We start from the raw sequence: 22755 nt of genomic DNA, 5'->3' as shown, positions 1-22755 counted from the left end.
ACGATCTATTATTGCACCCTGCTTGGCGAATAAACCTCTCTATCAACGTAGTCGCTTCCAGCTTCAAATGATTTCGAGAGGTTTATCGCACTGTATGTGGAAAGGAGGAAATGATGATTTACCAAAACGTAGAGCTGCATAACGTTGCTGAAGTCGTAAGCATACCTGGCAAGGCTGGTGTACTGCTGCAGCGTATACCCAAGGAGGTGTTGGTTCAAGTAAGAGAAGCGGCACAAGCCGAATATAAGCAATCGGCATGCTGTGAAATTCGTTTCGTCAACGACTGGAAACCGGTGAAGGTAACCTTGTCTAGCTGCAGTGATTCTACACGCGCATATTTGTATTTCGGAGACTTCGCGGCTGGTACCTACCTTATAGGCAAGGAGCCGACGACATTGGAGCTTTCTGTTCCGTTACCGGGCTTTTTACCACTGGAGCGGGTCGGACGCGCAGCTGGTTCTTTTGCACCGCAGGTATGGAGGCTGCTCTTTCAAGGCGGAGAGATACATCTCATCCATGTGGATGGCGACAGTGTACGACCACCTCGCAAGGACGAGCTTCCGTCACTGCGTTATCTTGCCTACGGAACTTCTATTACCCAGGGGATTGCTGCTAGTCATCCTGCGCTAGCTTATGTGAAACAAGCAGGCTGGCGATTGCATGCTGATGTGATCAATCTCGGCGCCTCTGGCGCTGCCTATTGTGAGCCGGCGATTGCCGACTACATAGCGGACTGTGATGATTGGGATATCGCTTCGTTAAGCGTCTCGGCTAATATGCTGAACCAAGGCGTATCCGCAGCCCACTTTGAAGAGCGTGCAGGCGATTTCGTACGCAGGATAGCAGCTCAACATTCAAGTAAACCGATCGTTTGCATCGGACTATTCCCTATATTCTATGACCTAGGTCTATGTTGGCCAGATCGTAATTCGTCAGCGACTGCGGACGAATATCGGGCTATACTTCAGTCCATTGCGGAAGATTCTGTGCTGAAGAATGTTCATTATATAGATGGACGAGAGCTGCTGAAGTCTACGTACGGACTTTCACACGATCTACTCCACCCCGGTGACCATGGCATGATTGAAATCGGAGAGAATTTGGCAAAGTTTATGAAGGTGCTTCTCTAGTATCAAGTAAAGTCCTGTCCCGTTTGCCCTATTTAATGCCTTGAGACTTTTAAATAACAGGAGGGTTTGCAATGAATATATTGAAAGCGCTTACCAATCGTCTCTTTATAGGTGTCGGTCTTATGATGCTGTTGTTTGTCTTGTCTGCACCATCCGCCAGCGCTGCAGTAACGGAGCCATACAAATGGAACAATGTCGCTATAGGCGGAGGAGGTTTCGTTACAGGGATGGCCATCCATCCGACGGAGCCGGATCTCGTATATATCCGTACTGATGTTGGGGGGGCTCACCGCTGGGACCCGGTCAATCACAAGTGGATCCAGCTCATGGATTGGTTGACAGAGCCAGATGCTAACTTATACGGCATTGACAGCATCGCTCTTGATCCGTCGGACCCGGATGTGGTCTATGTAGCGGCTGGCACATTCGAATGGCCGAAGTGGGATATTCTGAAATCCACGGATAGGGGAGCTACCTGGACGAAAACCGGATTCTCCAAAAAGCAATTTGCCAATGGGCCAGGCAGGGATTTGGGAGAACGGCTCGCGGTCGATCCAAACAATGGGAATATCATTTTCATGGGATCACGCTTTGACGGGCTGTGGAAAAGCACGACCGCTGCCAGCCCTAATTCGTGGGAGCGGGTTGACGCCTTTCCAACCATCGGCAATGCTCCGTACGGATTAAATTTTGTAGTGTTCGATAAGAACACCGGAACACCTGGGAATGCAACACAGTCCATCTATGTCGGCGTGCGGGGCAGCGGCCTGTATCAAAGCACGAACGGGGGGCAGACATGGGCTCTGATGAGCGGAAGCCCGCTGAACCCCAATCGGGCGGCTGTCGCTTCCGATGGCTCCTTGTACGTGAGCTATAGTGAGGACGTTTCTTCGGGCACTCCTTCAGGCGTTTCCAAGTTTGCAGGTGGAGCTTGGGCGAATATAACGCCGCCAAGTGCGGCCCTATATAATGGCATTACTGTTCATCCGACCAACCCGAACATTGTCATGGCCGCTGTTCAGAATACGCCTACTGGTTGGATTTATCGTTCTACGGACGGGGGGGCAAATTGGGACAGGGTGATGACCGTTGCTCATCCGAACGTTCCTTGGTGGGATTCATTTGCCAACTTTACAGCAAGCCTGACGATCGATCCGGTTAACCCCAATCGGGTATGGTATACCGACTTCGTAGGCACATGGAAAACGGATGATATCACGGCCAGTCCATCACATTGGTACACATACGAACAGGGTCATGAGGAACTAGTGACGTTCGCGCTGCGCAGCACACCAATCGGCGCTCCTCTGTTAAGCGGACATGCCGATATGGACGGCATGCGCCATACGTCATTGACCACTTTTCCGAGCGTCAATTTCTCAAACCCGGACTTAGGCGATACGACCTCGATAGATTTCCAGGAGAGTAACCCGAATTTCATAGCTCGGGTAGGCGGAACTCGCTGGTATGGAACGGGAGGAGGAGGATATTCCACCAACAACGGCGTAAACTGGACAGCATTCGTCAATCCACCGGGTAAGAATGGGCGTGTTGCAGTGTCTGCCGCGAGTGAGACGATCGTCTGGTTACCGCAGGTTGGCGCGCCATTCTATTCAACTGATCGGGGACAAACTTGGAATCCCTCTACAGGCGCGCCAGCAAACTCAATTCACGACTTCTGGACCTGGTATCAGCCACTGGCATCCGACAGGGTAAACAACGACACATTTTACCTCCTAGATCGTTTGACGGGGAAGTTTCATCGTAGTACAGACGGCGGTGTCACGTGGGCGATTGCATCCACCATCTCGGGAACGGAGATCTCGTATTACAGCGTGAAGGCAGCTCCAGGGATGGCTGGCGAAGTGTGGGTCAGTCTTGATTCAGGTGGGCTCATGCGTTCCAGCGATTCCGGAGACAGCTGGGAGAAGCTGCCCAACGTGCAGCGAGCCAAGCTGTTTGCTTTCGGGAAAAATCGGCTTGGATACAACCATCCGACGGTCTTCGTCTATGGTACGGTGGATAATACTGCGGGGATCTTCCGTTCTGACGATTTCGGTGCCAACTGGGTAAAGATTGACGTACCCGACCCAACTGCAAGCAATTTATCGAATACGATGGAAGGTGACCGTCAGGTTTGGGGCCGCGTTTACATCGGTACTGGCGGCTCAGGCGTCTTCTATGGCGAAACTTTGATGAGTGAAGGGACTGATACTGAACCGCCGACGGCGCCGACGAACTTATCATCTCCGTCGCAAACCGCCACTACCTTACTCTTATCATGGGCAGCATCCATGGATAACACCGGAGTAGCGGGATATGAAGTTTACAGGGGCAGCACTTTAATTGGCAGCACCAATTCAAGTACGACATTTACAGCTACGGGTCTAACGCCAAGCACAGCGTATACGTTTACCGTAAAAGCGAAAGACGGAGCGAACAATAAATCTGCGGCCAGCAATATGCTTAACATCACAACAGCGGCTCCTCTCTCGCCTCCGACCAATTTGTCATTGCAGTCGGCTACGGGAACTAGCATTAGCGTGAGTTGGAGCCCGCCTGCCAATCTTACCAACGTTGCCGGATATAACATTTACAGCGGATCTAGGTTTATGGGAACGACAACAGCGGACACGACATTTACCGTCACGGGACTTCTTCCAGGTACGGCGTATACGTTTACCGTCAAATCGAGGGATACCGCAGGCAGTACGTCCGCGTTAAGCAACGCGTTAGTGGCGACCACCCTATCGGGTCCGGGAACGCTTGCCTTCAGCGACAATTTCGAGGACGGCATCGCCGACGGCTGGACCACACAGAACGGAACCTGGGCCGTTGCAGCAGCGGGCGACTCCAAGGTTTACAAGCAATCGACCTGGCAGGCGGCTATGGCTTACAGCACAGTAAATACCAGCACCTCGGATAATTACAGCGTGGAAGCGAGCATCAAAATGACATCGTCTGATCCCGATCCGGCTATTGGCATCGTCGCGAGGTACGTTGATCCGAGCAATCACTACTCTTTCCGTTACAGGGCAGGTAAACTACAAATTGTCAAATATGTAGGTGGCACCTACTCTCTCTTGGCTGAAAAGAGTTTAGCCATGTCCATGAATGTTTCCTACACGTTCACTGCCTTATTAAATAATAAAACCCTTGATTTTTATGTTGATGGGGTTAAGGAATTAACGGTTCAGGACACGAGTCATACCGTGGGGAAGATTGGCTTATTTTCTTATAAAGTAAGAGGGGATTTCGACGAAGTGAAAGTCATTCATGATCGCGACTTCGCGTCTCCGATCTTACCGAGTAATCTAACAGCGCTTGCAAAGAGCGAGATGACAGTAGATCTGTCATGGAGTGCCTCATCGGATAATGTAGGCGTAGCCGAGTATGAAGTATACAACGGCTCGACTTTGGCTGGAACAGTAACATCAACAACCTATACCGTCACCGGTCTCACTGGAGGCACCGCCTATACCTTCACCGTTAAGGCCAAGGATGCGGCGGGGAATGTATCTCTAGCGAGTAATCCGCTTCATGTCACGACAGATCCTTACTTGATTAAACCGAATAAAACACTGGCCTCAGTCACCATTGACGGCATGTTAAATGAAGCTGTATGGACGATGACGAAGACGCTGAGCAAGACCACTTATGGCACTCCAAATCATACCGCGGATTATGGCGTGTTATGGGATAACGAATATTTGTATGTTGGAGTGAAGGTGAACGACAGCCAGCTTCATAACGATTCTGCTGCTGTGTATTTGGATGATTCAATTGAAATTTACATCGACGCTAATCACAATAAAGGCACAACTTACGACAGTTTTGATCGGCAGTTTATTAAGGGCTGGAATGACAGCACACTGTATGAACAAAACGGTCTGTCTACTGGCGTAAATCATGCATGGGCTGCAATCCCAGATGGGTACAGTGTGGAATTGGCGATTCCATGGAGCTCGCTTGGCATTGTTCCAACTGCAGGCATGTCCATTGGCTTCGATGTTGCGGTCAATGATGATGACAACGGCGGTGACCGTGACGGACAGCTGATGTGGGCTGGAACGGGCAGCAACGGGACTGACACCTCCATGTTCGGGGATTTGGAGTTATCATCTGTAACTATCGGGGACACACAAGCGCCAACGGTTCCAACGAATTTGACAGTGCAGTCACATACTGATCGGACAGCGACATTGTCTTGGACGGCATCGACAGATAATGTTGGTGTTACGGAATACGAAATCTATAACGGTAACACGTTAGCCGGAACGGTAACATCGACAATCTATACGGTCACCGGGTTGATGCCAAGCACTTCCTACATGTTTACCGTGAAGGCCAAGGATGGGGAAAACAATGCTTCTGAGAAGAGTAACACGGTTGCCGTTACGATGGACTTATCTTACACACAACTCAATGTTAAGAAAACATTAGATACTGTTACGGTTGACGGATCGTTGGACGAAGCAGTATGGGTCATGGAGAAGCAGGTAAACAAAACCGTGATCGGTACCCCAAATAATACCGCCAAGTTTGGTGTGCTGTGGGATAACGATTATTTATATGTGGGGGTCAAAGTAAATGACGATGACCTGTACAATAACTCCATTAGCACATTCTTAGACGATTCCGTCGAGATTTATGTAGACGGCAACAACAATAAGGGCACTTTCTATGACAGCTACGATCGCCAGTATATCAAGGGCTGGAACGACAACGATTTATTCGAAGTGAGAGGTCTCAAGGATGGCGTACTGCATGCATGGTCCACGATCCCGGGCGGGTACAGTGTGGAGATGGCGCTTCCATGGAGCTCGCTTGGTATTACGCCTTCTGCTGGCATGACCATCGGATTTGACGTGGCAAATAACGATGAAGACGACGGTTTTGACAGGAGCAGTCAGCTGTTATGGTCGGGAACGGTTGACAACTGGAGTAACACGTCTGCGTTCGGGAAGCTGCAGTTATCCTCCGAAACGACGACAGATCTAGCCACTAAGGTTCAGCTCAAAGACAGCAACGGAAATCCGCTGAGCGGCGGTATTGTCTCGTACTATGACGGTGGATGGAAAGACTTCGGCATAACCGATCATACGGGTACAGTAAAAAAAGTTTTGGCGAATAAGAGCTACACCTTCTCCATGAGTTACGAAGGAACGAGCATGCAGAAGGTGCAAAACACCGGAACAGATGCTTTAGTTATCTTTCAGACGGTTAATGTCAGTATGCAGCTAAAGGATAGTCAAGGGAATCCGTTAGACAGCGGCAATGTGAGCTATTATGCTGAAAGCTGGCGGACTATCGGGAATACAAGCGGAGGAGAAATCAGCAAGGAATTGCTACCGGGCTCGTATACGTTCAGCATGACTTATGAAGGAACAAGAACGCAGAAGCTTCAAAATACCGGAATAGATGCCGTAGTTGTCTTCCAGACGGTAAATGTCAGTATGCAGCTAAAGGATAGCCAAGGGAATCCGTTAGACAGCGGCAATGTGAGCTATTATGCTGGAAGCTGGCGGACTATCGGAGATACAAGCGGAGGAGAAATCAGCAAGGAATTGTTGCCGGGCTCGTATACGTTCAGCATGACTTATGAAGGAACAAGAACGCAGAAGCTGCAAAATATCGAGACAGATGCTGTAGTTGTCTTCCAGACAGTTAACGTCAAGGTGCAGCTAAAGGATAGTCAAGGGAACCCGTTAGACAGCGGCAATGTGAGCTATTATGCGGGAAGCTGGCGGACTATCGGAAATACAAGCGGAGGAGAAATCAGCAAGGAATTGCTACCGGGCTCGTATACGTTCAGTATGACTTATGAAGGAACAAGAACGCAGAAGCTGCAAAATACCGGAATAGATGCCGAAGTAGTCTTCCAGATCTGAGAACGAGAAGAGCAGAGTAGTCATGAGAGCTGTTATAATGATTGACTGAATAAATAGGCTCTCTGAGTTTATCTCACAGATAAGCCCAGAGAGTCTCTGCTTTATGTAAAAGATTACGAACTTCGTATTCATTGATATAAAAACTAATTTTGTGTTATTCACTTCAGAATTATGACCATTGTATTGCCTAGATCGCTCATATAAAATGTAGTTGTCACAGCATTTTCCAATCACTTAACAGAGGTTGGAGAGAAAGATGACCATTATGAGAATCGAGGGGCGATACAAGATGATCTCCATACGGCGGTGGCTGCCCTCCAAAATAAAATATAAGCTTTTTTTCGCTATTTTGTTATTTGTGTTCGTTCCCCTATTTATTTTCCAAATTCGCAACTATAGCCAAATCGAAGAAATCCTCCGTCAGAAAGTGAATTGGCAAACAGAACTACAAATCGAGCAAGTGAAGGAGAAATTCAACTTATTACATACGAATCTGTTAACGCATGCCTTAGAAATTGAGAATGATCCGCGATTTTATACTTGGCTCACTCAAGTTGATGACAGCCTAACGGATTTGGATACAAGAAGAATAGAAATAGAAAATGAATTAGCACATATTAACAGCCGCAGTTCGCCGAACAGTGTTTTTGTCTATTATGCGCTTGTCGACAAACAAGGTCATGTCTATACTTCGTACACGCCTCTTAAACGGTTGCGGGCAAATGATGTGTTAAGTAATCGGGGATTAAACCAAATGGCCGAGAGTGGACAATCGCTTATTTGGTTAGAAGAAGAAATGGGGGATATTGGTGTTTCCTCCCATAACGAGCGGCAGCTATCGTTATTGTCCGTATTGCAGCAAGGGAATGAAGAGCCTTTTGGTTATCTGCAGGTTAGCTTCGATTATGACAGTTGGTTGAAATCAATTATACGGGATTTTCCCGTGTTTCAAAATTATTTCTTATTAGATGCAGATGGGCAGATTCTCTCTCGTACGCGCAATAGTGCGAGCTTGGCTGCCGAATGGATCGAGCGGTTTCAGAAACCTTCCAATAAAGCAGAGGAGTACTTCGATCGCAAATCCAATATGCTGTTGAACGTTCAATATTTATCGGTTATGGACTGGAAATTGGTCAGCCAGTTTCCGTTTGATTCCTATATCGGAGACATTAGTGGGATGAAACAGCAATATTTGAAAACGTATACAATTTTCATCGGCCTTTTTGTTCTCATTACATTTGTCATATTATCCAGCTTGACTCGACCGCTTCAGTTGCTTCAAAGGAAAATGGATAAAATTGTGACCAGTAACTTTCGCGACCGCTTAAATGTGAAGCGGATGGACGGGGAGGTACTGGCTTTGGCTCAAAGCTTCAATCGGATGACGGATGATATTTATGAGCTATTTACCAAGCTCAAATTGGAAGAGAAGCAAAAAGAAGCAATGCACTTTCAAATGCTGCTCTCCCAAATGAATCCTCACTTTTTACTTAACACATTAAATATGGTGAAATGGCAAGCCGTCTTAAGTAAGCAGGAGGATATTGCTGAAATCTGTCTGAGTCTGGGCAAGCTTCTGGAAACTAGCCTGAATACGAATGTTGATTTGATATTTGTTAAAGATGAGCTGGAGCTCGTTCGTGCTTATGTCTATATAACTCAAAAAAGATGGCAGTATCCATTTGAAGTTATCTATCTCGTGGATCCCACTCTAGACTATGTGCTTGTCCCCAAGCTGAGTCTTCAGCTGCTTGTAGAGAATTCCATTCATCATGGCTTCTCAAAGCTAAAGGATAAAGGGCGAATCGTCATTCGAATGACGGAATTAGGGCAGAAGCTTCTCATAGAAGTCGAGGATAATGGCATCGGTCTGAAGCACGCGGAAAAGATGAGTATTCTCCGCAATCGTAAGCGAAATGGGATCGGCTTGACTAATTTGCGTGAACGTCTGCGGCTCTTATACAAAGGAGAAGCTTCCTTCTCCCTTGAAGAGCTTTCACAGGGAACGCTTGCCCGTGCGACCATTCCGCTACTTGTCTCGAATCCGTTCTTGGAAGGGGAGAGTCAACTTGTGGAAAGTAATTCTGGTTGAAGATGAGGTTTTTGTAAGGGATGCGATCAAACAGCTGATCTCTTGGCATTCATTAGGTTTCACTCTGGTAGGCGAGGCAGGAGACGGCTTAGAGGCTCTTGAGCTAATAGAGCTGCATAAACCAGATCTCGTCATTTCGGATATTATCATGCCTGAGTTGGATGGGGTGATGCTTCTACAAACGGTACGTCAACAGGGTCTCGAAACCAGATTTATTATGCTGACGTGCATGAGTGACTTTGAATATGCGAGGAAAGCTTTGGAATATGGCGCGTCGGGATATATTTTGAAGCTGTCAATGGATATTCGTACCCTTGAAGAATCGCTCAATAAGGTGAAGCAGGAGCTGGAGAAATCAGCAGTGCAGACCCGTGACAAGCTATTTTTGAACATGCCTGCGATTATTGATCGAATCTGGAGGGTGATAAGTGCAGTACCTGCAGCTCAGTATCGTATGGAATTAGATGTAATTGATGCAGAGCTGAGTAATAAAGGAATTCAAATAAGCGCGATCTGTTCCGTTCTGCATGGGTCAGACCACCTGCCTTCTGTATTTATGAATTGGATTGAGAGGTCAGGAGAGGCTCAAATCTATACGGATATCGGTATTTCAACGATCATTACTTGGTCGCGAAATTCGATGCCAATAGATCTGTTGGAACAGAATTTTTCGAATAGATATGCCTATAGGAATGCCGGCAGTCTGAAGCAAATTCCAGCGCTATGGTCATCCCTCCTTACCGAGCTGAGCGACTATTGGTATGGCGATCAGGTTTTGACACATAGCGGCGAAGAAAGGAATGAGAATGGGGAGATTCTTTGGGAAACAGAACGGCGTCTGATCACAGCTATGGAACAGGATGTTCCTGAAGCAACGAATAAAGAGATTCAAATGGTATGGGAAGAGATGAAGCGGCGCCGGCTTCCCGTGCATAGAGTTAAGCGAATGGCTGCTCATATTGTCAGTCAATATTGCCGGGTAACGACTACGACCTTAAATCCGATTATAGAATCTTATATAGAATCAGCCATCTCGCATGAACAGCTATTATCCGATATGTTAAACGAGATTGTGCAGGATATGAAAGGTAGGAGCCACAAGTCCATTCCTGTAACGGACCATCCGGAAATCAATAAGATCTTGTCCTATATACATGAACATTACGCTGAAAACCAGAACGGCCTGAAGGTTATGGCAGATTATGTGAATATGGATGAAAACTATTTATGCGGCTTATTCCGAAAGAAAACGGGAGAAACACTTATTCAATACCTTCAGCATGTTCGGATCAAGCAAGCGATCCGCTACTTGGAATCGACTGAATTAACAGTAAATGAGATTAGTCAGTTGGTAGGTTTTGGGAATGATCATTATTTTATCAAAGTGTTCAAAAAGCTGTTGCATATGACACCAAATGAATATCGTAAATCAAAAGCATTGCGATAGTTATAGCATTGGTCATGCTTCTAATACGGAACATAGGGTTTAAATAAATGCTTGTTTACTAGGAGGTTATTGGATGAAATCAAGAATTGCTTATTTAGTAGAGCCTAATCAATTTGAAATCAGGGAGACAAAGGCTGTTTATGGAGATGATGAGCTGCTTGTAAAGGTGGAAGCCTGTGGATTATGCACATGGGAATTAAATCACTTTCATGGAAGGATTGGCAAGACACCTATGAGCCTGGGGCATGAATGGGTTGGGACCGTTGTGGAAATGGGAACAAATACGAGTGGTTTTATGATTGGTGATGTCGTCACAGGACTGCCGAATCAACTAACTGGTTTTTCTGACTATATTGCCGTTAAAGGAGCTGCATCCTTTAAAGTAGGGCCACATATAAACCCTGTCCATGCGCTTGGAGAGCCATTGAAATGCGTGATGACCGTTATCCGTGGTGCTGCACCGGAAGCGGGTGATTTTGGAATTATTATGGGTGCTGGACCGATGGGCTTATGGGCTATTCAAGCTTTGTCCGGTAAATTATTAGCTGGCTTGATAGCCGTAGATATTGATGACGAGAAGCTCGCGCTTGCCAAACGTTACGGGGCCACACATACCATTAATGCGAAGCGCGAGCAAGTGCCGGAACAGATTAAGCAAATTACAAATGGTCATTTAGCGGACTTTGTCATTGAAGGAACTGGCAGCGTATCCGTTATTAACGATTGCATCCAGTTGTTGAAGTATGGGCGAGGACGCTTGGTATTGATGAGTGCTTATAAGTCTGCTGGGAGTATTGATATGGAGACGGTTATTAATAAGTCCATTGAGATTCGAGCAACACATCCTGGATATTCTTTGAATGAAGTAGATGATCAACGTCGTGCGGTCTTATTGCTCAATAATGGCGTATTTCAAATGGATCAAATTATAAGCCATGTATTCGAACTGGATGACATTCAAACAGCCTTCGAAAGTCTTGAAAAACGACCACCTGGATATTTGAAAGGTATTGTTGTCCCGAAATTCCTTTTTTGATGACATCTCCATTGGAAGGAATGGCCATGGCAATTACGTGTTTCAATATGAGTCTGGGGAAGACGTGGTGCATGCGATGCTGAAGATTAGAAATACAGTTTTTACCAAATTTGGCCTGCCCATGCAATTATGCATGGGCTTTTATATACCAGAAACGATTAGATTAACAATCATCCTTCCGGCCGCGATGCCAAAGGACGGCGATGGCTGTTTACACTTGAGGCATGGGCAAGTATATGAGTTTTCTCAACCTTTTTCAGTTCGCTTCGTTGCTACGATGGCGTCTATAGCAAGGACGCAGTGAGGCGTTGTATCTTAGTGCTTAGGGGAATATTCGAAGCTTTAAACGGTGGCTGTAAGCGCAAATATGCGCTTAGGGAGTTGAATTGTTGTAGGAATGAGTTCGAACGGAAGTTGTAAGTGCATACGTGTTCTAACAGCAGCCAAGTAAACGTAATGGCAGAGCTTTTTTATGGGATGTAAGGAAGGGCTAATGCTAGATTGCTGGATGCAGCCATATCAAAGAGTCGGTGCGGAGGGCGAGCTTGAGCTACTGCCGATGCACCTGAATGCAAGGGAAACAACCTAATTCAAGAGAGGCGGCAAGGTTAATGGATAAAATTAACATAGGTATGGTTGGCTACAAGTTTATGGGTAAAGCGCACAGCAACGCGTATCGAGCACTTCCGATGTTTTTTCCGAAGTCGGCGGTGAAGCCGGTATTGAAGGTGATCTGCGGACGCGATCCGATAGGCGTCGAGCAAGCTCGCGAGCAGTTTGGATGGGAGAGCTCCGAGACGGATTGGAGACAGCTCGTTCAACGCGATGATATCGATCTCGTCGATATTAACGCGCCAAGCGATGCGCACAAGGAGATTGCGCTTGCGGCTGCAGCGGCAGGCAAGCACTTGTTCTGCGAGAAGCCGCTGGCAATGACACTGGAGGACTCGCGCGAGATGCTCAGAGCGGCGGAGAAGGCGGGCATTAAGCATATGGTCGGCTTCAACTACCGGTTCTCACCAGCGGTTCAGCTTGCAAAGAAGCTTATTGAAGAAGGCCGGATTGGCCATATCTATCACTTCCGCGCCAAGTTCCTGCAGGACTGGATTATCGACCCGGGCTTCCCTCTGGTATGGCGCCTACAGAGGGATATTGCGGGTTCGGGCTCACACGGCGATCTGGGAGCGCACTTGATAGACATGGCTCGGTTCCTCGTCGGCGAGTTCAACGAAGTGATCGGCATGAGCGAGACGTTCATCAAGGAGCGTCCGCTTGCATCGGATGCGTCGGGCCTCAGCGCCAAAGGCATAGAGGAAGAGACGCACGGTGAAGTCACGGTTGATGACGCGACGCTGTTCATGGCCCGTTTCATGAATGGGACGCTCGGAAGCTTCGAAACATCGCGCCTCGCTGCTGGACATCGCTGTGTGAATGGCTTCGAAATCAATGGAAGCAAGGGCAGCATCAAGTTCGATTTCGAACGTATGAACGAGCTACAGGTGTATTTTACGGATGATGCAGAGGATGTTCAGGGCTTCCGCCGCGTAATGGCAACCGATCCCGCTCATACCTATATGTATGCTTGGTGGCCGGCTGGACATTCGATCGGTTTCGAGCATACGTTCACACACGAGGTGCTTGAATTCATGCAAGCAATCGCTGAGAACCGTCAGCCAGTTCCGAATTTCAACGACGGTGTGAAATGCCAAGAGGTGCTCGAGGCGGTTGATCTGTCGATTGCAGAGCGCAGGTGGGTATTGATTAACGAGTTGAGATAGTTGAAATCGTTGCAGGAAAGCAATGACAAGAAGGCTAGAGGAGCAATGAACAGCATGAACTACCTGATCCTGTTAGTAAGCGAGTGCTAAGCAACTAATTGTATTAATAACACTCTAGGAAGGAATGTGAAAACGATGAAAAATGGAACATGCTGGGTAGATGAGGAAGGGAACTTCATTCAGGCGCATGGCGGCGTTATCATTCAGGTTGAAGATACATATTATTGGTATGGAGAAAATAAAGATGCAGAAACGCAGGGAAACCGCGTTCCCTTCTTGGGCTTTTCCTGTTATTCCTCCAAGAATATGCGCAGCTGGCATAATGAAGGCGTCGTATTGCGAGCTGTGGAAGATGACCTCGAGCATGAGCTGAGCACGAATAAGGTAGGGGAGCGGCCCAAGGTGGTTTATAACCAAAAAACTAAAAAATTCGTCATGTGGTTTCATTTGGATGACGCAACATACCATTATGCTCGAATCGGAGTAGCGGTCGCGGACGCTCCGGCAGGGCCGTTCGAGTATCAAGGCAGTTTGCAGCCGAGCAGCAAACACAAGGATAGCAGGGATATGACCTTGTATCAAGATGAAGACGATGCCGTTTATCTGATCTGCAGCACGGATTGGAATGCCACCACGCTGATTTGCCAGTTGAACGAGGAATATACAGGGTTGACTGGCGAATTCAAACTCGCGTTTATTGAGCAGTTCCGTGAAGCGCCGGTGGTTATCAAGGAAAACGGACTTTATTACATGTTCGGTTCCGGCTGCACAGGATGGAATCCGAATGCCATGTTATATGGATCCGCAAAGGAAGTAACGGGATCGTGGCTGCTCATAGACAATCCATGCACGGGGTCGGACTATCGCAAGACCTTCCATGGTCAGACGTCGAACACCTTCAAGTTCAACGGGCAATGGTATATAATGCTGGATCATTGGGACAAGGACGATCTGAGAATGTCGGGGTACAGCTTCCTCCCAGTTCGATTTAACGGTAACGAGGTTGAAATCCCTTGGACGGAGGAGTTCTTGGGGGTATAACCAGTCGACCAGTGTCATATTTTTAGAACAGGCTGATCTTCGGGGAACATGAGGTCGGCTTTTTTTGAGTTTAAGGTGTTATATAAAGATTTTATGTTAAATATGAACATTTCGGATGAATACAGTGAACAACTATAATTTTATTATGTGGATTATGGACTATTTTTTACAAAGGGGACTCAACCATCATGCTGGAGCAAGTAATCATTCAAAAGCTTATCCTGATTGTAGGCGTGTAAAACTTTCGATTTGATCGGGAAGCGTTAGTTGCTCATTCCTACGATGGAACGCCTATGCTCCCAAAGTTTGCCGGACGGTGTTATTTACCCGGAGAGCACGCAGCAGGTGTCAGATATTATGAATGTGCTTGCATCACATCGTATACTGGTAGTATCCCGTAGTTCTGGAACCAATTTGTGCGGCGGAACGGTTCCTATCCACGGTGGTATCGTGATGGTCATGCACCGCATGAATCGAATTTTAGAGGTTAATCAGGAAAATTTAACGGCGACTGTTCAAACGGGAATCATAACGGCAGATTTCATTTCGCATATCGAAGCGAGCATGGTGTCGGCTTGGTAAAGGCTCCATTCCTCGGATGGAAAGTCGGTAAGCCCGGAATCGAAATCATGCGAAGGATCAAGCATGATTTCGATCCGCATAACCTACTTAATCCGGGCAAAATTTTCGGAAAAGAGACGAGAAAAAGAGTGGTGATATCTCGTGGGTGATGCGAACAGGGCGATAGTTCAAAAGAAGCCAAACGTAAAGCTCAGCGATCCTATGGCCCAGACGCTGCATTTGAAACTGGACTATGATCAGTTGACTAATTGCATGCGATGCGGATTTTGTTTGCCGGCTTGTCCGACCTTTCGTGAAACCGGATTGGAGCAGGAACCCCCCGTGGTCGAATTGCTTTAATGAAGGCTGTTGTTGACGGCATGATGGAAGCAGGAGTCGACTATATTGTCTCAAACGTAGGTGGATGTGGAGCTCTCCTTGTGGAGTATGATCATTTTTTGCATGAAGACTTCGAATATGATGCTCTTGCGAAATGGTTTGTTTCCAAAGTGATAGATGTGATTAAAGCTGAGGAAGGCTTGGTCACTGTCCAAGTGGATATCGCTGGCGTTAAATCATTGTATATTCAAGGAGATGTAAAAGGTGATACTGCTGTCTTTGTACCATTGACTACTTCGTATTATAAATAGGTCTTATCTAACAAAGGATATCTCCAGCATTTGAAAGCCGCTTTATGTCACACTTGAGCGTTTACTTAAAGGGGATAATACCAATTTATCAAGCTTTTCCTATTTCATCATACTCAATCCACCTAGCCTGTTGCCGCATACTAGTCATGTGGAGTGTTGTGTGTTGCTGTTGAGGGAGTATTGTTTTGGAGCCACATTTATCTGTCATAAAACGAAAAGATCTCAGGCGAGAATAAGTAGCCTGGGATCTTCTTTTTTGTTCCAATTATTTAAACACGTTTGAAATTTAACAATGAGCCGCTATTTAAGATTGTTTAAAGCTTTCTCAATTAGAATGAAAATAAGACAAGAGGAGAGAACGTCTCTCTAACAAAGTAAACAAGCATACAAATTTAATAAACAAGGAGTGTTCATTGATGAAAACAGAAAAGATGAAAAGAATATGCACCACTACGATTGCCTTATTGCTTAGCATATATGCTGCGGGATGTTCTAATGCACAAGTTGGTAGTAGGGATGCAGCAGCCACTCAAGCAACGAGTACGAACACAAGTATAAGCACTTCGGTATCAAGCGAGACAGCATCACCAAGTGAAACGACTGCAACGGAAGCATCTGCTACAGACACATCGGAATTGTTCAGCGATCGGGACTTGGAGCAGTCAGTGGACCTTGCAGACGCAACGCAGATTAAATTGGTAAGCGATCAAGACGTGACGTTGGATACAGAAGGTGTCTATGTTTTGAGTGGTGAGGTAACAAATGTGACGGTGAAGGTTGAAGTAGCCGAGGATCAAAAAGTTCAAATCGTCCTTGACGGAGTACAGATTATTAATGATGATTCGCCTGCTATTTATGTGAAAGAAGCGGATAAGGTATTCGTTACATCTACGGACAGCGACAATTATATAGAAGTTTCGGGAAGCTATGTGGCGGATGGAGATACCAATTTGGATGCTGTAATTTTCTCAAGGGCAGATTTGACCCTTAATGGAACTGGAAGTCTGAACATTATATCGAATGATGGGAATGGAATATCTTCTAAGGATGATCTTAAAATAACAGGAGGTGTGTACAACATTCACTCCTCTGCAGATGCCCTGGAAGCTAATGATGCTCTTCTTATCAATGATGGAACGATAACGATTAATGCGGGTAAGGATGCCCTGCATAGCGAGAATGATGAGGATGCTTCTCTTGGATATATTTATATTAAAGGTGGCGACCTAAAGATAACTGCTGCCGACGATGGCATCCAAGCCAACAGCTTTGTCCAAATCGATGGAGGTACGATTAATATAGAGACTAGTACTGAAGGAATCGAGGCAACCTCGATTAAGATCAATGATGGTCAGATTACTATATATGCGACGGATGACGGCATTAACGCCTCGCAAAAAATCGAGGGTAACGTGGCAATTGAGGTTAACGGTGGCACCATTAGTGTGAGGATGGGCAGCGGCGATACGGACGCTTTTGATTCGAACGGTGATCTCTTTATTAATGGTGGGACGATAACGGTTGAGGCCTCATCAGCCTTTGATGCAGATGGTACAGCACAATTAAACGGTGGAGATGTTACGGTTAATGGACAAAAAATTACGCAAATCACTCAAACGCGAGGCGGTGGTGGCGGAGGTAGAGGAATGGGTCGCCAATAGTCCCGGCTTGGGTCATGACTTTACTCACGGCGCTGGAGATGACGTGGTTAGGAGGAATTGCCGTCACAAGCTCGTTGCTGAATATGGATGCAGTGTAAAGAAACATTTTTCGCGTAGGAAGCTTACTGGATTTAGGGGGAGCTGTATCGCGTGGATGGCGGATATGAAGCTCGTATGCTAATTTCTGGAAAGGAAATGCTTGAACTTATTATCCGTTGCGAAGATATATTGGCTTCCGAGCAGCAATGCGAAATCTAAGCGGACAATTTTAAGGTTTGGAGAGAGCAGTTCTTCTAAAACGGAGAACTGTTTTTTTTCGCTGCATGCCAGAGGCAGGAACCTTCAGCCTTTGAATTGTGCGCAGTTTCGTTATCCTTTCTAATGAAAATAGTGCCTCCAAAAATAAAGAAAAAACTTTATTCCACTTTGCAATAAAGTGAAAATCTGATACGATATAAATTATAGTCTATAGATTTAGTAAGGATTAAAGGGAGGCACTTTTTTCATGGACAAATTGACACTTGATTCCATAGATGAAATGACACATCTAGATCAACTCGAGGCTGAAGCGATTTATATTATTCGAGAAGTAGCGGCGGAATGTGAAAATCCTGTGATGCTGTACTCGATCGGTAAAGATAGCTCCGTAATGCTGCATTTGGCGCTGAAAGCATTTTATCCGGAGAAGCCGCCGTTTCCTTTCATGCATATTGACACGACGTGGAAGTTCAAAGAAATGATTGAATTCCGCGACCGCAAGGCGAAAGAATTCGGAATCAACATGCTTGTTCACTCCAATCAAGAAGGAATTGATCAAGGGATCAACCCTTTTGATCATGGTTCCGCCTATACGGATATTATGAAAACGCAAGCCTTGAAGCAAGGCTTGGACAAATACGGATTTACAGCTGCCTTTGGCGGTGGAAGACGTGATGAGGAAAAGTCACGTGCGAAGGAGCGGATTTTCTCATTTCGCAATAAAAATCATGCCTGGGATCCGAAAAATCAGCGGCCGGAAATGTGGAAGCTGTTCAACACAAGAATTAATAAAGGGGAAAGCATCCGCGTATTCCCGATTTCCAACTGGACGGAAAAAGATATCTGGCAATATATTCGCAGAGAGAACATTGATATTGTGCCTCTCTATTTGGCAAAAGAACGGCCTGTCGTTAATCGCGATGGTCAAATAATTATGGCGGATGATGAGCGAATGAGGCTCGAGCCGGGTGAGAAGATTGAAATGCTGAAGATGAGATTTCGCACATTAGGCTGCTACCCGCTTACTGGCGGTGCCGAGTCAGATGCGGACACGTTGGATGCAATTATTGAAGAAACACTTGGTGCGGTATCATCCGAACGAACAACAAGGGTTATTGACCAAGAAGAGGCAGGCAGCATGGAACGACGTAAACGGGAGGGCTATTTCTAAGATGAAAAGTCTGCTTAAATTTATTACTTGTGGTAGTGTGGATGACGGAAAATCCACCTTGATTGGACATATGCTTTATGAGGCTAAGCTGTTGTTCGCCGATCAGGAGAGAGCATTGGAGATGGATAGCAGGCTCGGAAGTCGCGGCGGCAAAATTGACTACTCCCTGCTTCTTGACGGGCTGATCGCTGAACGTGAGCAGGGAATTACGATTGATGTGGCATTTCGGTATTTTACGACGGATCACCGTTCATTTATTGTAGCGGATACGCCGGGGCACGAGGAATATACACGCAACATGGCGGTAGGCGCATCCTTCGCGGATCTTGCCGTTATTCTAGTGGATGCAAAAAAAGGGATTATTACGCAAACGAAGCGTCATACAAGGATTTGCGCCCTCATGGGAATTAAGCATCTGGTCTTGGCGGTAAACAAGATGGATTTAGTTGGTTTTGATACGAAAATATTTGATGAAATCAAAGAAGAGTTCTCTCGCCTTACAACGGAATTCCAGTTTGAAAGCATTCAGGTGATCCCTGTTTCTGCAACAGAAGGGGATAATATTACAAAAAATTCGCCGAATACACCTTGGTACGAGGGTCTTGCGTTGCTGCCTTATTTGGAGAGTGTTGATGTTCATTCGAACGATGACGTGAAGCCGTTTATGATGCCTATTCAACGGGTATGCCGGCCGGACCACACATTCCGCGGATTCCAAGGCCAGATTGAAGCCGGCAGTATCGCTGTTGGTGATGAACTGATAACGCTGCCTAGCCGTGAGAAGGCGAAGGTTAAACGCATCTTTGTAACAGACCAAGACAGGAATTCGGCTCATGCCGGACAGCCTGTCACGATTCAATTGGATCGGGAAGTTGACGTTTCACGAGGCTGTGTGTTTACGAAGGACAATCAGCTCCAAGAGGCTGACGGCTTTAGCGCCACGATTCTTTGGATGGATGATTCTGTCCTAACGCCGGGAAAAGATGTTCTGGTGAAGGTAGGCACAAAGGTTCTTCCTGGTACTGTAACGGCAATTAAACACAAAATAGATATTAATACAGGCAATACGATTACAGCCGATCATGTGGTTAAGAATGAAGTGGCTAAATGTGAATTTTCATTATCGGATGGTATTGTTTTTGATGCATTTGAAAAAAATAAAAGCATCGGTGGATTTATTCTCATTGATCGTGTAACGAATATGACATCCGCTTGCGGCGTCATTGAAGAAGCACTTCAAAACTCTGACAGTGCCGACCGGATTGATACGGAAATCACAAGAGATGTTCGTGCCCAGCAAAAAGGACAGCAGCCACTAACGCTTTGGATTAATGGTTCCGTTTCGGATAACTCGGCTCTTGCGAAGGAGATCGAGAAACGGCTATTCGCGAGAGGCTATCATACGATGCTAATCGATAACAGCCTAGGAGAATCTACGCGGCAAATCGCAGGTTATGCCACATTGCTAAACAATGCAGGACTTATTGCATTGGTACTGGCTGGTACTGCGAACGGCAACGACCAAGTCATCGCGCAAGAAATAATCGGCAAAGCCTTTTTGCCAATCGATGTTGCTGTAGACAGCTCTTCGATTGAAGAAGCGGCCAAGGCTGCCGTGAAAATGGTTGTGAAGGCTCTTATTCAAGTTTAGTTTGATGTTAATTTCGATCGGGACATCACGAGAAGTATAGTACGGTTCATATAAAGCTGTATTCAAGAAGCCGCCCTCCACTCGTTGGGGGGCGGCTTCTTCTGCTATGGAGTGTTTCTTATTTAATCCGCATCCAGTGCTGAATGAAGTAGGAGGCTAATCTTTATGAATCCTTATTTTCATTTTCCCACGATTTAAACAAGATTGATTATGTCTCTTTCCTTTAATTCATTTAAACAATTAACTGAATTCATTGCATCAAGCGCATAAACGGATTCCAGAATTCATGCATTTCTAAAGAGCTCAAATGACTGCACAGCAGTCATTTGAGCTCTTTTTTCCTTCTGCAGACCCAATCAGCCCAGCAATTGACTAATTATCGAATAGAACGGCATGAATCGCAGCCCATTCTCCGTCCAGAAAGTCATTTTTCCAAGTAAAATACAATTTTCGTAATATACATTCAGGGCTCGATTATCTACAGTTAGGTTATCACAAACGCAAACGCATTCATCAAAGTCACTCCAACAAGAAGGGGCAGGTACATGAGAATATTTAAGAAAAATTTCAGTTTAACCTTGTTAGCTTTTCCGGGAATCGCGCTTTTGTTTATTTTTGACTATGTACCACTTTACGGGTTATTGCTTCCCTTCAAAGATTACAAATATGATCTTGGGATCTGGAATAGCCCATGGGTAGGCTTTGACAATTTTCAGTTTCTATTTAAGGGCGATGTCATACAACGCGTGCTGAGAAACACTCTGCTCTATAACTTAGCTTTCATTACGTTAGGTACGATGATTTCCGTCACATTTGCGCTGATGCTTCGGGAGATCAGTAAGCGATTTGTGAAGGTCTACCAGACCGTGTTGTTCATTCCGTATTTCATCTCATGGGTAGTAGCAGGGTTTGCATTCCGAGCGCTCCTTGATATGGAATATGGCGTACTGAATAAGGGTTTAGAGCTGTTTGGAATTGCGCCGATTATGTGGTATAACGAGCCGGGATATTGGCCTGTTATTCTTATCGTTGGCGCGGTATGGAAAGGACTTGGGTATGGTGCAGTGATTTATTACGCGGCATTAATGGGAGTAGATTCGGAGTATTATGAAGCGGCCAGAATAGACGGGGCAGGAAAGCTGCGGCAGGCGATCTCGATCTCGATTCCGATCATTAAGCCTATTATTATTATGATGGTTATTCTGCAAATCGGCAAAATTTTCTATAGCGATTTCGGATTATTTTATAACGTAACCCTGAATTCATCCTCACTGTATGCAACGACTGATGTGATCGACACCTTTGTTTATCGATCGCTAGTTGATATGGGCGATATTGGCATGGCTGGTGCAGCCGGCTTCTTCCAATCTACGGTTGGTTTCACCTTGGTCATATTGACGAATTATATCGTGAGAAAAATTAATCGTGAAAATTCATTATTTTAAGGAGAATGTCTCATGATAACACCACGGGTATCTAACACTCGCTCACCCATTAAGCTCAGTTCATGGATTATTCATGGTATTTTTATAGTGGTATGTATCGCTTGCTTGTATCCCTTTCTAGTTATAATAGGCACCTCCTTCCAGAACGAAACGGATATCCTCTTATCAGGGTATTCGATTCTGCCGAAGCAGTTCGATTTGACGGCATATCGCGTTATTCTCCATAATCCTGGTGTCTTGCTCAATGCGTATGTGGTGACGATATTTACAACGCTGGTTGGGACTGTGGCAGGGCTGTGGATTACAACTAGCTTCGCCTTCACGATTTCAAGGAAAGATTATGCCTATCGCAAACAGCTTTCATTTTTTGTGTTCTTTACGATGCTGTTTCAGGGCGGACTGGTTCCTTCCTATATTTTAATGGTCAGCTGGCTTGATTTGAAAAATAACCTCCTGGCCCTTATTCTTCCGTTCCTTATAACAGGCTGGCATGTATTGTTAATGAGGGGCTTCTTGCAAACGCTGCCAGACGCTCTATTTGAATCAGCCAAAATAGACGGAGCAACCGAGTTTACTATTTTCACACGAATCGTGCTTCCCCTTAGTAAACCAGCATTGGCGACACTCGGCTTATTTCTGGTGTTGCAGTATTGGAATGACTGGTGGCTGACTCTGTTGTACATTGATCATGAGGATAAGATGAAGCTGCAATATTTACTCATTCGCGTATTGCGTAACATGGAGTTCTTGAATAGTGCGGAAGCGATACAATACGGCCTGGTTAAGCCAGGACAGCAAGTGCCAAGTTTAAGTGCGCGGATGGCGATGTGTATTCTTGCCGCTGGACCGATGCTGGTCATTTTTCCTTTCTTCCAGCGTTATTTCGTGCAAGGCCTGACGGTTGGATCTGTAAAAGGTTAGTGGAAAAAGGTTTTTCCAGCGC

15 protein-coding genes and 1 pseudogene are annotated in these 22755 nt (G+C 45.9%); all 16 read left to right on the top strand.

The window, feature by feature from the left end; translation table 11 throughout:
* The first annotated feature begins 110 nt into the window (after window positions 1-110).
* The 16 genes and pseudogenes from FGT79_RS08415 to FGT79_RS08345 all read left to right on the top strand — a co-directional run bounded on the left by FGT79_RS08415 (window position 111) and on the right by FGT79_RS08345 (window position 22733).
* Complete coding sequence (locus FGT79_RS08415; protein WP_138752241.1) at window positions 111-1130, top strand: SGNH/GDSL hydrolase family protein; 1020 nt, start codon at window positions 111-113, stop codon at window positions 1128-1130.
* Window positions 1131-1201: 71 nt separating this feature from the next.
* Window positions 1202-7021 (top strand): sugar-binding protein, encoded by a 5820-nt coding sequence (locus FGT79_RS31815; protein WP_138752240.1) that lies wholly within the window; start codon window positions 1202-1204, stop codon window positions 7019-7021.
* Between the two features lie 256 nt (window positions 7022-7277).
* Window positions 7278-9113, top strand: a complete 1836-nt coding sequence (locus tag FGT79_RS08405; protein WP_138752239.1) for a sensor histidine kinase — start codon at window positions 7278-7280, stop codon at window positions 9111-9113.
* Window positions 9091-10560, top strand: a complete 1470-nt coding sequence (locus tag FGT79_RS08400) for a response regulator transcription factor (RefSeq protein WP_138752238.1) — start codon at window positions 9091-9093, stop codon at window positions 10558-10560. The genes FGT79_RS08405 and FGT79_RS08400 overlap by 23 nt, the downstream gene beginning before the upstream one ends.
* A gap of 73 nt (window positions 10561-10633) precedes the next feature.
* Complete coding sequence (locus tag FGT79_RS08395) at window positions 10634-11596, top strand: zinc-dependent alcohol dehydrogenase (RefSeq protein ID WP_138752237.1); 963 nt, start codon at window positions 10634-10636, stop codon at window positions 11594-11596.
* A gap of 611 nt (window positions 11597-12207) precedes the next feature.
* Window positions 12208-13374 carry a Gfo/Idh/MocA family protein gene (locus tag FGT79_RS08390; RefSeq protein ID WP_138752236.1) on the top strand — a complete coding sequence of 389 codons (1167 nt, stop codon included), beginning with the start codon at window positions 12208-12210 and terminating at the stop codon, window positions 13372-13374.
* A gap of 135 nt (window positions 13375-13509) precedes the next feature.
* Complete coding sequence (locus FGT79_RS08385) at window positions 13510-14415, top strand: glycoside hydrolase family 43 protein (RefSeq protein ID WP_138752235.1); 906 nt, start codon at window positions 13510-13512, stop codon at window positions 14413-14415.
* 267 nt (window positions 14416-14682) lie between these two features.
* Window positions 14683-14997, top strand: coding sequence for an FAD-binding oxidoreductase (locus tag FGT79_RS08380; protein WP_246096221.1), 315 nt, complete (start codon window positions 14683-14685; stop codon window positions 14995-14997).
* A complete protein-coding gene (locus FGT79_RS32540) occupies window positions 14991-15146 on the top strand; it encodes an FAD-linked oxidase C-terminal domain-containing protein (protein WP_138752234.1) in 156 nt (51 codons plus the stop codon). The genes FGT79_RS08380 and FGT79_RS32540 overlap by 7 nt, the downstream gene beginning before the upstream one ends.
* Before the next feature lie 52 nt (window positions 15147-15198).
* Window positions 15199-15365, top strand: a pseudogene (locus FGT79_RS08370) (4Fe-4S dicluster domain-containing protein); the annotation flags it as partial.
* Window positions 15357-15626, top strand: a complete 270-nt coding sequence (locus FGT79_RS31600) for a hypothetical protein (protein WP_212758566.1) — start codon at window positions 15357-15359, stop codon at window positions 15624-15626. The pseudogene FGT79_RS08370 and the gene FGT79_RS31600, both read left to right, overlap by 9 nt.
* Window positions 15627-16042: 416 nt before the next feature.
* Window positions 16043-17287, top strand: coding sequence for a carbohydrate-binding domain-containing protein (locus FGT79_RS08365; protein ID WP_212758526.1), 1245 nt, complete (start codon window positions 16043-16045; stop codon window positions 17285-17287).
* 505 nt (window positions 17288-17792) lie between these two features.
* Complete coding sequence (cysD, locus tag FGT79_RS08360; protein ID WP_246096219.1) at window positions 17793-18716, top strand: sulfate adenylyltransferase subunit CysD; 924 nt, start codon at window positions 17793-17795, stop codon at window positions 18714-18716.
* A 1-nt stretch (window position 18717) separates the two neighbouring features.
* Window positions 18718-20367 carry a GTP-binding protein gene (locus FGT79_RS08355; RefSeq protein ID WP_138752233.1) on the top strand — a complete coding sequence of 550 codons (1650 nt, stop codon included), beginning with the start codon at window positions 18718-18720 and terminating at the stop codon, window positions 20365-20367.
* Window positions 20368-20912: 545 nt separating this feature from the next.
* A complete protein-coding gene (locus tag FGT79_RS08350; RefSeq protein ID WP_138752232.1) occupies window positions 20913-21812 on the top strand; it encodes an ABC transporter permease in 900 nt (299 codons plus the stop codon).
* A gap of 12 nt (window positions 21813-21824) precedes the next feature.
* On the top strand, window positions 21825-22733 hold the full coding sequence (locus FGT79_RS08345) for a carbohydrate ABC transporter permease (RefSeq protein ID WP_138752231.1): 909 nt from the start codon (window positions 21825-21827) through the stop codon (window positions 22731-22733).
* The last annotated feature ends 22 nt before the right edge of the window (window positions 22734-22755 follow it).

Origin of the sequence: Paenibacillus sinopodophylli (assembly GCF_005930355.1) — a bacterium.
GTDB lineage: Bacteria > Bacillota > Bacilli > Paenibacillales > Paenibacillaceae > Pristimantibacillus > Pristimantibacillus sinopodophylli.
This window is presented reverse-complemented; position numbering and strand designations above follow the sequence as displayed.